We start from the raw sequence: 13,463 nt of genomic DNA, 5'->3' as shown, positions 1-13,463 counted from the left end.
AGCACTCAGGCATTCATCGGGACTTACACAGTCCACGGCGCTGGTTTATCTGGGTTGAGATTGAATTTCTGCATGGCTTTAGCGACGACTGAAGCTTCTACCTTGCCATCTTCTTGCAGTGCTTTTAGCGCTGCAACCACTACGTAATAACGGTTAACTTCAAAGAATTCACGTAGTTTTGCACGCGTATCAGAACGACCGTAACCATCTGTACCCAACACTTTATAACGTGCAGGGATATATTCACGTAGCTGATCAGCATACAAACGAATGTAATCTGTAGCAGCAATCACTGGACCCTGACGATCTTTCAAGCACTCAGTCACATAAGCTACTTGCGGCTCTGCTTCTGGGTGCAGTAGGTTATAACGTTCAACACCCTGCGCATCACGACGCAATTCGTTGATAGACGTTGTGCTCCATACGTCAGACTCAATACCGTATTCTTCACGCAAGATCACACCGGCTTCTTCCACTTCACGCAAGATAGTACCGCAGCCCATCAACTGAACTTTTAGCTCAGCATCTTTGCCTTCTTTGAGCATGTACATACCTTTAATGATGCCTTCTTCAGCGCCAGTAGGCATCTCAGGATGTGAGTAGTTCTCGTTCATGGTAGTGATGTAGTAGAAGCGATTCTCGCCTTCGTGGTACATACGACGAATACCGTCTTGAACAATAACGGTTAGCTCGTAACCATAAGTAGGGTCATAAGATACGCAGTTAGGAATCATCTGCGCCATCAAGTGACTGTGGCCATCCTGATGCTGCAAACCTTCACCGTTCAACGTTGTACGACCTGCAGTAGCACCGATCAAGAATCCGCGAGCCTGCATATCACCCGCAGCCCAGATCAAGTCCATTACGCGCTGGAAACCAAACATTGAATAGAAGATGTAAAACGGGATCATCGGGCAGTTGTTGTTTGCATAAGATGTTGCACATGCAATCCAAGCAGACGTTGCACCGGCTTCGTTAATACCTTCTTCAAGAATCTGACCTGTTTTAGATTCTTTGTAGAACATGATTTGGTCGCTATCATGCGGCACATAACGCTGCCCTTCCGAGGTATAAATACCTAACTGACGGAACATACCTTCCATACCGAAAGTACGTGCTTCGTCTGGAATAATCGGAACAATGCGCTCACCGATATTTTTATCTTTAACCAATGTATTCAATACACGGTTCAAAGACATCTGCGTTGAAAGTTCACGCTCACCACTACCCTTAAGGTTGTTAGAGAATGCTTCTAGTGCAGGTGTTTCAAGCTGTTGTACTTCGTTGCGACGTACTGGGTAGAAACCACCCAACTTTTTACGACGCTCTAACATGTACTTCATTTCTGGTGATTCAGCTGAAGGGCGGTAGTAAGGCACTTCTTTCAACTGATCATCATTCAACGGAATAGAGAAACGATCACGGAAATCTTTAAGATCGTCGATCGCTACCTTCTTCATTGAGTGAGTGTCGTTTTTCGCTTCGCCCGACTTACCTGTACCGTAACCCTTAACAGTTTGCGCTAAGATTACTGTAGGACGCCCCGTGCTGTTCATTGCCTGCTGATAAGCTGCATAAACTTTATACGGGTCATGACCACCACGGTTAAGGTTCATGATCTCGTCATCTGACATATCCTTAACCATTTCTAGTAGTTCAGGATATTTTCCGAAGAAATGCTCACGCGTGTATGCGCCGCCGTTGGCTTTAAAGTTTTGCAATTCACCATCGCACACTTCATCCATACGTTTTTGCAATAAACCGTGCTCATCTTTTTCAAATAGTGGATCCCAATGACGGCCCCACAAGCACTTAATAACATTCCAACCAGCACCGCGGAATACACCTTCGAGCTCTTGGACAATTTTACCGTTACCACGAACTGGCCCATCAAGACGCTGCAGATTACAGTTAATGACGAATACGAGGTTCTCTAACTGCTCACGGCCAGCCAATGCAATAGCACCCAAAGACTCTGGCTCATCACACTCACCATCACCCAAAAATGCCCATACTTTACGATCGCCACGGTTAATTAGGCTACGTGCAGATAAGTAACGCATAACATGCGCTTGGTAGATTGCTTGAATCGGACCAAGACCCATAGATACCGTTGGGAACTGCCAGAAATCAGGCATCAACCATGGATGCGGATATGAAGAAAGACCGTGACCATCTACTTCGCGACGGAAGTTATCTAGCTGGTCTTCAGTTAAACGGCCTTCAAGATAAGCACGCGCATAAATACCTGGGGATATATGGCCTTGGAAAAACACCATATCTGAATCTTGCCCACCTTCATTACCACGGAAGAAGTAGTTGAAGCCAATGTCATATAACGTTGCTGAAGATGAGAAACTAGAAATATGGCCACCAAGGCCATCTTTGTTATCGTTAGCTCGCATAACCATTGCCATTGCATTCCAACGAATGAATGAACGGATGCGACGCTCCATAAACAGATCACCCGGCATGCGGATTTCATCTTTAGAGGAAATGGTATTACGGTATGGGGTAGTAACAGAACCTAAGCTATCAACACCCATATCAGACGCTTTGCGCCCCAGTTGCGCTAATAGAAATCGAGCACGGTCATCGCCATCATTATTTGCGACTGACTCAAGTGCTTCTAACCATTCAGTTGTTTCAATTGGATCGATGTCATCAGTATATTTGTCTTGCACGTTGCCTTCTCCACGTATGCTTTAAGCACTTATCCCTTGTAGTTATAAACAGCAGGCTTCTTTTTATTGCTTTTAGTGCAAACCGAGCCTGTTCTTTATCTTGAGAAGCTTTCAATGCTGCACTGCAACACTTGCTTCTTTCTTTTGATTTGTAGTAATACTACAAGATTTTCAAAAACTTGTCTACGAAACGTACTAATTCAGGTCGAAAAATGCCTTTCCTGTAGTATTTATACACAAATGTATTAATAGCCTAAAGTCTAAGCTCAACTATGAGTAGAGCGGCGCAACGCCCTTTCCACTCGGGTATTTTCTTTGCCTTGCTCTAATAGAGACTCTTCTACATAAGCTAAGTGATCATGCGCTGCTTTTTGTGCAAGGTCAGGCTCACCGGAGAAAATAGCTTCCATCAGCTTAAAGTGTTGGTCATGTATTTTTTGTCGGTAACCGGGTTTGGGATAGACGTTCTCTAAGTTATCTCCGATATGCTGTCGCAGTAAGCTAAACAGAGCACGCATCATATGAAGAAGCACCATATTGTGTGTGGATGCGGCGATGGTCAGATGAAAATCAACATCGGCCGCTACTTCTTTTTCAAAGTCTTTATTTGCATGGTGTACTTGTAGTGCGTCGTAGCTGGTTTTTATTGCTTTTTTATCAGCCGGCGTACTACGCAATGCTGCGTAATATGCAGTCACCCCTTCTAATGCATGCCTGAACTCAAGCAAGTCATATTGTGCTTCGGGGTGACTTTTAAAGAGTTCTAGTAGCGGATCCATAAAGGAGCCACCTAAATCCTCTGAAACATATGTACCCCCTCCTTGGCGACTAACCAATAAGCCTTTAGCCGTAAGTTTCTGTATTGCTTCACGCAACGAGGGCCTAGATACTTCAAATTGAGTCGATAACTCCCTTTCCGGCAACAGCTTTTGCCCAGGCTTTAAAGTTCCTTCTAATATCATCTCCTCCATTCTATCAACGATGACATCTGATATTTTCGGCTGCCTGACCTTTTGATACGCCATGTTTTTATTCTTCCAACCAATTACTCGATTAAAAATTTTTCAGCACAGATCAACTGTCACATAGTCTTTCTACACTCACCCTTACTCAGTATTACTACTTAGACACTTATAAAACTAACGTCTACAAAGGCCTCAATTACGCACCTGCACAATTGGTCTTACCATTAATTAAATATTAACTTAAGTGTGAAACTAGCGCGTATCAACAACAAAACCAATATATATTTAGTTTATAAAAATCGTTGACAAGCACTGGTTAAAAAAAATACAGTAGCAATCTAGAACATGGTAAATTGGTAATACCAATTTATCAAGCACGATTTTTAACACTGTTATAACAACGAATCTGTTGTATATTCAGTACCGAGTATAAAAAAAAAATAATATCGTTATTGAGGATGAGACATGAAAAAGTTTACCAAGTCTGTGATCTCTGCTGCTGTTCTGGCAGGTGTTGCCGCTACTGCTATTATGCCTGCTCAAGCAGCTGATAAAATGTTACTGAAAACCCCGATTGCTTTTGGCTCACACTTGCCAGCACTCGGTACTCCTATTGTTTGGGTTGCTGACCAGCTAAAACTGGTTACTGATGGCAAAATCAAGATGAAAATCTATGAGCCAGGTAAATTGGTTAGCCCTCCAGAAATTCTTGATGCGGTATCTTCGGGTAAAGTGAACTCAGGTTACGCTACAGCAGGTTACTGGCAGGGTAAAATGCCAGCCGCTGCTATCTTCTCTGCAGTACCTTTTGGTCCTGAAGCTGGCGAATACATGGCTTGGATGTACTATGGTAACGGCCTAAAACTTTATCAGGAAATGTACGATACAAGCGGCTTCAACGTTAAAGTTATTCCTTGTGCGATTATTTCTCCAGAGACATCAGGCTGGTTCAACAAAGAAATTAATACCCCAGCTGACCTTAAAGGCCTGAACATGCGCTTCTTCGGCCTTGGCGCTTCAGTCATGGAAAAAATGGGTGTTTCTACATCACAGCTACCTGGCGGTGAAATCTTCGGTGCTCTTGAGAAAGGTGCAATTGATGCATCTGAGTTCTCTCAACCCGCTATCGATCAGCGTCTTGGCTTCCACAAAATCATGAAGTACAACTACTTCCCTGGTTGGCATCAGCAAGCCACTATCTTTGAGTTGTTAGTTAACAAAGATGCGTGGGGCAAAATGTCTGCAGGACAACAAGCCACTGTTGAAAACACTTGTAAAGCATCTATGACTAACGCGATTGCTGAAGGTGAAGCAATGCAGTTCCCTGTTATGGCTAAAGCTAAAGAGAACGGTGTTGAAATCCGCTACTGGAATGACACTATGCTTGCTGCCTTTGAAGAGAAATGGGACGAAGTTGTTGTTGAGAAATCTGCAGCTGACCCGTTCTTCAAGAAAGTATGGGATGATCTGAATACATTCCGCACAGGTTATAACTTGTGGGAATCAAACGCATTCCTACCACGTAGTCGTTAATAGCTCTATTAACAACAACACGTAAGCTCAGGCAGACAGTGACTCACTGTCTGCCTTATTTTCATACAATAATAATCGATGTAGGTACCTTCCTGTGACTGAGAACGATACTCTCCCCTCAGTACCTTTAGCCGATAAGATCGATCGCTTTATCCAGCGTATCGGTATGTCAGTTGCTTGGTGCTACGTCCTGCTGGTTCTTGTAATCATTTTGCAGGTCGTGCTTCGAAAAGGATTTTCAAACGGTTTAATCGTATTAGAAGAGCTTCAATGGCATCTTTATGCTGTTGGCGTCATGTTTGGCCTTTCTTATGCGCAAACCACTAATTCACATATTCGTGTAGATCTATTTTATTCTCACTTTCGAGCACGCACGAAGCACATCATCGAAATTCTGGGCATCTTGATTTTGGTTTTACCTTTCATTTTTATTATTTTTGCACATAGTCTCGATTTCTTTTACGACTCTTATCGTATCAATGAAAGCTCTCAATCCCCATCTGGCTTACCTTATCGCTGGATTATAAAAGGGGTTATTCCTGTGAGCTTTGCTTTACTCGGCCTAGCCGTTCTGTCACGTCTATATCGTGATATTGTTTTACTGATACGTGGAGAATGATGATGGACGCCAATGAAATTATGGTCATTGCGATGTTCTTATCATTCATCGCACTTCTTTTTACCGGTATTCCTGTTGCTTGGGTTCTAGGCGGCGTCGGTATTATTTTTGCTTTTATCGGCCAATTTGCCGATGCTAATTTAGACACCATGACCGGACTTGATTACACCACGCTTGGCTTGGTCGTGAATCGTCTGTGGAAAATCATGGACAATTGGATTCTGGTCGCATTACCTATGTTTATTTTCATGGGTATTATGCTTGATAAGTCCGGTGTCGCTGAAAAACTAATGCATTCAATGCAAGAGCTGTTTGGGCGTGTACGTGGTGGCTTAGCCGTTACTGTAACAGCCATCGGTATTATCTTGGCTGCATCAACTGGCATCATCGGTGCTTCAGTTGTATTACTTGCTGTTATGTCTTTGCCATCGATGACCAAGCAAGGTTATTCAATGCCATTGGCGTTAGGTACGATTGCTTCAGCAGGTACACTGGGTATTCTGATACCACCAAGCATCATGCTGGTTATCATGGCAGACCAGCTAGGCTTATCAGTTGGTGATCTGTTCATGGGCGCGGTATTCCCTGGGTTAATGCTAGGCGGCATGTATATCACTTACATTCTAATTTACTCCTATGTAAAACCAAATGCGGCACCGGTTCCTAAAGATGCTAAAGCGGTTACTTGGCCTGTTGTCGCTAATGTACTGAAAGCTGTTTTGCCTACGCTATTACTAATATTTGTGGTGTTGGGTTCTATCTTTGGTGGCTTTGCGACACCAACAGAAGCTTCTGGTGTAGGTGCAATGGGTGCAACCTTACTAGCGATCTATAACCGTCGCTTCAGCATTCCGGTACTAAGAGAAGTTATGGGTGGAACACTCAATACTACGGCATACATTTTCGCTATCTTTATTGGTGCAACTTGTTTCGCTTTGGTATTACGTGAACTCGGTGGTGATGAGCTTATTGAGTCATTCTTAACCGGCCTTCCATTTGGCCCTTACGGCATCATCTTCTTTATTCTTGGCGTGATTTTCTTGCTAGGTTTCTTCCTAGACTGGATCGAAATCACACTGATTATTCTACCGCTGTTAGCACCGGTCATATCGGCCTTGGGTTTAGATATAAACGGTTACGGTGTGGTAGATAATCCAGAACTGGTGTGGTTCGTAATGTTAGTCGCCATGGCATTACAGACATCCTTCCTAACACCACCGGTCGGCTTTGCCCTTTTCTATCTAAAAGGTGTATGCCCTCCAAACGTCAAGCTAAAAGATATTTACAGGGGTGTTATGCCATTTATCGGCCTACAGTTAATTGCCTTGTTCATACTTGTTTTCTGGCCACAAATCGTACTTTGGCTACCGGCAATCGCCTACGCTAAATAATACGCTCTAACGCATGACGTACACCCGCGGCATCCCTGCTGATGCCGCGGCTTATAAAGCCGTGCCCGCTCTCTACGCACGCTCCATTCAACAAATCCACCTAAGTGGCCTCAGTGAATAATATGAAACAGACACATCAAAATTTTCTGGCTGAACTTCAGCAATTTATTCCTGAAGAACGCTTAATTACCGACCCATTGCGTACATTGGCATACGGTACAGATGCGAGTTTTTATCGCCTAATTCCCCAAATAGTTGTGAGAACACAAAGCGAACAAGAAGTTGCACGCATCGTTACCCTCGCTGATAAAACTCAAGTCCCTGTCACGTTTAGAGCAGCCGGCACCAGCTTGTCTGGACAAGCCATTACTGACTCGGTTTTGATTCAGCTAGGCGATGGCTGGAAAGGCTACCATATCAACAATGACGCGACTGAGATTAGCCTTCAGCCCGGCGTTATCGGAGGCCAGGCAAATAGCTACCTTGCCCCCTTCAATAAAAAAATAGGACCCGACCCTGCCTCTATTAATGCGGCAATGATTGGCGGAATTGCCGCCAATAATGCTAGCGGTATGTGCTGTGGTACAGCACAAAACAGCTATCGAACACTCAAAAGCATGAAACTTGTACTGGCCGATGGTGCGCAGCTAGATACCGGCAATCCTGATTCAGTAAAGCAGTTTAGACAATCTCATAAGCCGTTATTAGATGCTCTAGAAGCGCTCAGCCTACAAACGCGAGCTAACCAAGCGCTTCATGATCGTATTCATCATAAGTACCGCCTAAAAAACACCACCGGTTACGCGCTAAACTCGCTGGTAGATTACACCGACCCAATCGATATACTGCAGCACCTAATGATTGGATCTGAAGGTACGCTTGGTTTTATGTCTGAGATAACCTACCGAACAGTAGACGAGCACCCTAACAAAGCCTCTGCTTTAATATTTTTTAACACAGTGCGTACTACCTGTGATGCAGTCGCCATTCTTAAGAAAACACCGGTGTCAGCCGTAGAGCTCATGGATCGTGCAGGTTTACGCTCTGTCGAAGACAAGCCCGGCATGCCAGATTTTATCAAAGACTTGCCTGAAGATGCGGCTGCACTATTGGTTGAGACCCGCTCACCAGACCCCGACGCTCTGGCCAAACAAGTTGAAGAGATAAAAGCATCCATTGCTAGCCTAGAAACAGCACGCCCTATTGAGTTCACTAACAAACCGGAAGAGTACGCCAAGTTTTGGGCGATACGTAAAGGCCTGTTTCCAGCGGTAGGCGCTATTCGCCTTACCGGTACAACGGTCATCATTGAAGATGTTGCGTTTCCTGTTGAGCAGCTCGCCGATGCCGTTAATGACCTCCACCAGCTATTCAAGAAATGGCACTACGATGAAGCGCTCATTTTTGGCCACGCACTAGAGGGCAACTTACATTTTGTGTTCACTCAGGCTTTTGATACTCAAGCAGAAATAGAGCGCTACGATGGCTTAATGGCTGATGTCGCTCATATGGTAGTGGGCACCTATGATGGATCCCTTAAAGCAGAACATGGCACTGGCCGTAATATGGCTCCTTTCGTTGAGCTAGAGTGGGGAAAAGACGCCTATCAGCTAATGTGGGAACTAAAAGAACTTTTAGATCCAAAAAATATTTTGAACCCTGGTGTATTACTCAACAAAAACAGCCATGTTCATCTTGAAAACCTTAAGCCTTTGCCCGCTGCCGATCCATTAGTAGACAAATGCATTGAGTGCGGTTTTTGCGAGCCAACCTGCCCTTCTCGTGCACTCACTCTAACACCTAGACAACGCATCGTTATTTGGCGTGAAATTGCTCGCCTTGAAGCAGCCAGCGACACCCCAAATGCAGACCCCGAACGACTTGCCGAATTACGCCAAGAATATAAATATCAAGGCACCGAGACATGCGCAGCCTGTGGCTTGTGCTCAACCACCTGCCCTGTCGGTATCAATACTGGCGATTTAACACGCTCTATCCGCAGCCAAAACAACGAAAAACACTCCAAACTGGCTCAATGGCTAGCGGACCATTACGGAACATTAGCAAAAGCTAGCCGGTTTACCTTTGCAGCAGCCGATGCAACTCATGGCTTAATCGGCACCAAGGCGATGTCGGCTATTACTGGCGCATCTCGTAAGCTATCAGGCGGGCGTATCCAGCAATGGACACCGTCAATGCCTACTGGCGCACCTAAAATCAAACCAAAATCAGCAACGCAGCTTACCCAAACACCTAGCGATGCGCCAAAAGTGGTTTATCTTCCCAGTTGCGCTAGCCGGACAATGGGGCCAGCAAGAGGTGATGCCGACCAAACACCATTGGCAGATAAAACTGAAGCATTGCTACGCAAAGCGGGTTTTGACGTCATCTATCCTCCTGATATGGATAATCTATGTTGTGGTATGCCGTTCCAGTCCAAAGGTATGTTCGCAGCCGCTGATTCAAAATCGTCTGAAATTGAAAAAGTATTGCTTAAGATCACAGAAAACGGGGTGCTTCCTGTGTATTCTGACACCAGCCCTTGTAGCCTACTACTAAAGGATAAAATTGACTCACGTATCAAACTCTACGATACCGTCGATTTCATTGATGAGTTCCTGATGGATCGCTTGCTGTTTACCGCTGGTAATGAGCCCGTTGCACTGCATATTACTTGTAGCGCAACCCGTATGGGACAAGCAGAAAAACTCAAACGTATCATGTCAGCATGCTCAACAAAGGTTGTTATTCCTGATCAGATAACCTGCTGTGGTTTTGCTGGCGACAAAGGCTTTTCAACCCCTGAACTGAATACATCAGCACTGCGTACGCTAAAAGGTGCCGTACAAAGTTGTGATGTCGGCTATTCGACCAGTCGCACCTGCGAAATTGGTTTAAGTCACCATAGTGGGATTGATTATAAATCTATTATTTACCTGGTGGATCGCTGTACGCAGTCTAAACTGAGTGACGAACCATCAACTGAAGAAAACAATCGTATTCAGGCTCGCAAGGCCTGAACGAATACTCAAACACAACGTTGTGAGGATACCAACATGGCTTTACCTGATATCAATACCATTCTTTACACTACATCTCTTGGTAAGCATACGCGTCCGGTTTTTCGCCATGCAGTGAAACTAGCCGGTGCACTTAATGCTAAGATTGTTATCTTGCACGTGGTGGAGCCTATCGGAGAAATGGGCTCTGCGCTTATCAAAAATTATCTGCCTGATGATGTTGTGAAGAAAATGCATGATGAAGGGATTAATACCATCCATCAAGAAATGCATGACAGAGTCAAAAAATTCTGCGTTGAAGAGATGAACAGCCTACCTGAAGAAACCAACGTGGAGATGGAATATGCCATCGTTGAAGGTAATCACACTGACTCCATTCTCAATGAAGCCAAAAAACGCAATGTACAGATGATAGTTATGGGCGCTGAGAACACTTTCGGCCGTCATAGCCATACTACAGCGCAAGTTGTTAAACATGCTAAGTTACCTGTCGTTATTGTACCTACTGGTAAAAAATACGACTAACACAACGGATAAAGCACACCTATGGATAGCACCACACTAGCACTACTCGAGCGGATCTTTTTAACCGTTTTTCCGCTTGTTGCAATTGTTAGTGTGGGCTTTTTTTATGCTCGTAAACGCCATACGGATATGTCGACTGCGAACACTATTAATATTGATGTGTTTGTACCAGCACTGATCTTTTCAGTGCTCTCTGCCAAATCATTTGATTTACCCCAATTTCAAATGCTAGCAATTGGAGCAGCCATTGTTGTACTAGGCTCAGGCTTATTACTCTTACCCGTATGTAAGTTATTAGGTGTTAGCCCTAAAACATTCCTCCCTCCAATGATGTTCAGCAATAGCGGCAATCTAGGATTACCTTTAGCTGTGCTGGCCTTTGGAGAACATGCATTACCTGCTGCCGTCGTACTTTTTTTGGTCGAGAATCTGCTCCACTTCACCGTGGGCTTATATATTCTTGATCATAAAACCAACCCGATCAATGTACTCAAAATGCCCATGATTATCGCTACAATAGCAGGGTTAATCTGGAGCACTTTTGACTTACATGTTCCTGTTGGCGCTGCTACTTTTATTGAAATGCTTGGGCAAATTTCTATTCCTCTTATGCTGTTTGCATTAGGCGTACGCATGACCAATGTCGACCTTACCCATTGGAAAATTGGTATTTGGGGCGCTATTTTATGCCCTCTTAGCGGCCTTGTTATTGCGCTTGCTCTACAGCCCTTACTGCAACTTGAACCAGCCCACTTTACCTACTTGGTCTTGTTTGGCGCTATGCCACCTGCTGTGCTCAATTACATGGTTTCAGAACGCTACCAGCAGGAACCTCATCAAGTCGCTTCTATTGTGTTATTGGGTAATATTGGAAGTTTAATTATTATCCCAGCGACTCTATTTTTTATTCTTTAATCACTTAGCTTTATTCTCTGAAGCGTTAGATCTATTCTAAACAGCATACTTCATCACTGTGAATAACCATGCGCATTGGGATAGATCTTGGCGGTACAAAAATAGAGATCGCTGCTCTTAACGACAAAGTTCAACAACACGACTCAGGCATACCTAATAACGGTGATATTCTCTATCGTCGACGCATAGCAACACCACAAAATGATTATCAAGCCACTCTTCGCGCCATCACTGGCCTGATTATAGATACTGAAATACACCTTGGGGAACGCGCTACTATTGGCATCGGTATTCCTGGAGCAGCCTCTTCACCTACACAGTTGATTAAAAACGCGAACTCTACCTGCCTTATTGGAATGCCTCTACAGCAGGATCTAGAAAGCGCCCTTAATCGCCCAGTGCGTTTAAGCAATGATGCAAACTGCTTTGCACTCTCTGAAGCTATCGATGGCGCAGGAAAAGGCCACGCTGTTGTTTTCGGTGTTATTTTAGGAACAGGCGTAGGCGCTGGTATTGTTGTGAATCAACAAGTCATTAATGGCGCAAACTCAATAGCGGGCGAGTGGGGGCATAACCCTCTACCCTTTCCACAGTACGATGAATTATCTGGCCAAGAATGCTACTGCAAAAAGCAGGGCTGCATTGAGACTTACCTGTCAGGACCCGGCGCTACACAACTCTACAATGCAGAGGTTCTTAAAGAAACTCAGGTTAACAACTCTACTCTCCCTTTAAGCTTAGTAACAAGGCCTGACCTGATTTGGCAAAGAGCTGATAAAGGCTGCACGCTCTCTCAAGCTTATTGCCGTATTTACATCGATAGGCTTGCCCGTAGCCTTGCGGGTGTTATTAATATACTAGACCCTAATATCATTGTATTAGGTGGAGGACTATCAAATATAAGCAGCCTCTATGAAGAGCTACCCAAGGTGTGGGGGCAGTATATCTTTTCAGATACCGTAAACACTCAATTAGCTAAGGCAGTCCACAGGGACTCAAGCGGCGTTAGAGGCGCCGCTTGGTTATGGCCTGCTTCGTATGAGTAATCAACTAGATAAACGCAGCAATCTCTTTCTCTATCAACTCTAGCGCAAGTAACGGTTTTTCAGCCTGAGTAATTGGCCGTCCAATGACAAGATATGTGCTGCCAGCTTGTAATGCTTCAGAAGGCGTCATAATGCGACGCTGATCACCTGCAACACTGTCCGCAGGGCGAATACCCGGCGTGACCAAGCTAAACTCTGGTGAAATGATTGTTCTTAATGGTGTTACTTCTTGGGCAGAACATACTACGCCATCTAACCCGCAAGACTCTGTCAGCGCCGCTAAACGTTTTACATGATCAAGAGGGTCAAGATCCAAGCCTACTTCTTGTAAATCCTCACGCTCCATACTCGTCAGAACGGTTACTGCAATTAATAAGGTTTTATTGTTCTTTACTTGACTCAATTCGTTACGAGCGGCTTCCATCATGCGTCGTCCACCAGTGGCGTGAACATTAACCATCCACACTCCTAACTCACCAGCGGCTCTTACTGCTTTTGCTGTTGTATTAGGAATATCATGAAATTTCAGATCAAGAAAAACCTCAAAGCCTTTACGCTGTAATTGCTCAACTATTGTAGGGCCGCCACGAGTAAATAGTTCTTTACCCACTTTCAGCCTGCAACGCATAGGGTCAAGTTGATCGGCCATAACAAGGGCCTGCTCAACAGTCGGGTAATCCAATGCAACAATGATGCGTTTCTTATCAAGGGTCACTTTAATCTGCTCTCTCTCACTATTAACTGACTTTTGTAGTACAAAACCAC

At 44.5% G+C, this 13,463-nt stretch carries 10 protein-coding genes; 7 read left to right on the top strand and 3 right to left on the bottom strand.

The genetic code is table 11. From position 1 onward, the window contains the following. Positions 1-23 precede the first annotated feature (23 nt). Positions 24-2,684, bottom strand: coding sequence for a pyruvate dehydrogenase (acetyl-transferring), homodimeric type (gene aceE, locus G511_RS0111535; RefSeq protein WP_028469752.1), 2,661 nt, complete (start codon positions 2,682-2,684; stop codon positions 24-26). Positions 2,685-2,950: 266 nt separating this feature from the next. Then, positions 2,951-3,709 carry a pyruvate dehydrogenase complex transcriptional repressor PdhR gene (gene pdhR / locus G511_RS0111530; protein WP_028469751.1) on the bottom strand — a complete coding sequence of 253 codons (759 nt, stop codon included), beginning with the start codon at positions 3,707-3,709 and terminating at the stop codon, positions 2,951-2,953. 405 nt (positions 3,710-4,114) lie between these two features. On the opposite strand from pdhR, the gene G511_RS0111525 reads away from it, so the two are divergent. The 7 genes from G511_RS0111525 to G511_RS0111495 all read left to right on the top strand — a co-directional run bounded on the left by G511_RS0111525 (position 4,115) and on the right by G511_RS0111495 (position 12,698). Next, a complete protein-coding gene (locus G511_RS0111525) occupies positions 4,115-5,182 on the top strand; it encodes a TRAP transporter substrate-binding protein (RefSeq protein WP_028469750.1) in 1,068 nt (355 codons plus the stop codon). Between the two features lie 94 nt (positions 5,183-5,276). Further along, entirely contained in the window at positions 5,277-5,801 is a 525-nt protein-coding gene (locus G511_RS0111520) for a TRAP transporter small permease subunit (protein WP_028469749.1), read from the top strand. A gap of 2 nt (positions 5,802-5,803) precedes the next feature. Then, complete coding sequence (locus G511_RS0111515) at positions 5,804-7,192, top strand: TRAP transporter large permease (protein WP_028469748.1); 1,389 nt, start codon at positions 5,804-5,806, stop codon at positions 7,190-7,192. Between the two features lie 122 nt (positions 7,193-7,314). Continuing rightward, positions 7,315-10,212, top strand: coding sequence for an FAD-binding and (Fe-S)-binding domain-containing protein (locus G511_RS0111510; RefSeq protein ID WP_028469747.1), 2,898 nt, complete (start codon positions 7,315-7,317; stop codon positions 10,210-10,212). A 36-nt stretch (positions 10,213-10,248) separates the two neighbouring features. Further along, on the top strand, positions 10,249-10,737 hold the full coding sequence (locus G511_RS0111505; RefSeq protein ID WP_028469746.1) for a universal stress protein: 489 nt from the start codon (positions 10,249-10,251) through the stop codon (positions 10,735-10,737). A gap of 21 nt (positions 10,738-10,758) precedes the next feature. Then, positions 10,759-11,652 (top strand): AEC family transporter, encoded by an 894-nt coding sequence (locus G511_RS0111500; protein ID WP_028469745.1) that lies wholly within the window; start codon positions 10,759-10,761, stop codon positions 11,650-11,652. 68 nt (positions 11,653-11,720) lie between these two features. Further along, on the top strand, positions 11,721-12,698 hold the full coding sequence (locus G511_RS0111495; protein WP_028469744.1) for an ROK family protein: 978 nt from the start codon (positions 11,721-11,723) through the stop codon (positions 12,696-12,698). A 4-nt stretch (positions 12,699-12,702) separates the two neighbouring features. On the opposite strand, the gene pyrF is transcribed toward G511_RS0111495, so the two are convergent. After that, positions 12,703-13,413: an orotidine-5'-phosphate decarboxylase gene (gene pyrF, locus G511_RS0111490; RefSeq protein ID WP_051221940.1), complete on the bottom strand. Its 711-nt coding sequence runs from the start codon at positions 13,411-13,413 to the stop codon at positions 12,703-12,705. Positions 13,414-13,463 lie beyond the last annotated feature (50 nt).

This window comes from Neptunomonas japonica DSM 18939, assembly GCF_000422765.1.
Classification (GTDB): Bacteria; Pseudomonadota; Gammaproteobacteria; order Pseudomonadales; family Balneatricaceae; genus Neptunomonas; species Neptunomonas japonica.
Note: the sequence above shows the minus strand (reverse complement) of the source record. Positions and strands in the feature narration are given on the sequence as shown.